We start from the raw sequence: 440 nt of genomic DNA on the forward strand, positions 1-440 counted from the left end.
TCGTTGGTCGAAGGTGCGATGGCGATCATGCTGATTGCCTTGTCGATGACCGGCACCGTGCGCTACCGCCGAGAGGAGCGGATTGCCCGTCTGGCGGCCCGGGATCCGTTGACGGCGCTGTACAACCGGCGTGCACTGGAGGTGCGGGCGGGGCCTTTCTTCAAGGCAGTGGATTCAACGCAGCCCGGGGCCCTGCTACTGATCGACATCGACAACTTCAAGCTGGTCAACGACCTGCACGGGCATGTTGCAGGGGACCGCTTGCTGATTGCCCTGAGCGAGATGATTCGCACAGTGCTGCCCGAGCGCTCGCTGGCGGCGCGGCTGGGCGGTGATGAGTTCGTCATTCTGCTGTGTGGTGCGAGCAGCGAACGGGTCATGGAGCTGGGTGGACTGCTGCGCGAGCAGTTCCAGCAGTATGCAAGCAAGACGGTGCCTAC

At 63.4% G+C, this 440-nt stretch carries 1 protein-coding gene; it reads left to right on the forward strand.

Annotated features, from left to right (window positions below; translation table 11 throughout):
* Positions 1 to 18: 18 nt before the first annotated feature.
* The coding region (locus I6F38_RS43425) for a GGDEF domain-containing protein (protein WP_225164719.1) at positions 19 to 440 on the forward strand (422 nt) is incomplete at its 3' end.

It is taken from the genome of Bradyrhizobium sp. BRP56 (assembly GCF_020194035.1).
GTDB lineage: Bacteria > Pseudomonadota > Alphaproteobacteria > Rhizobiales > Xanthobacteraceae > Bradyrhizobium > Bradyrhizobium australafricanum.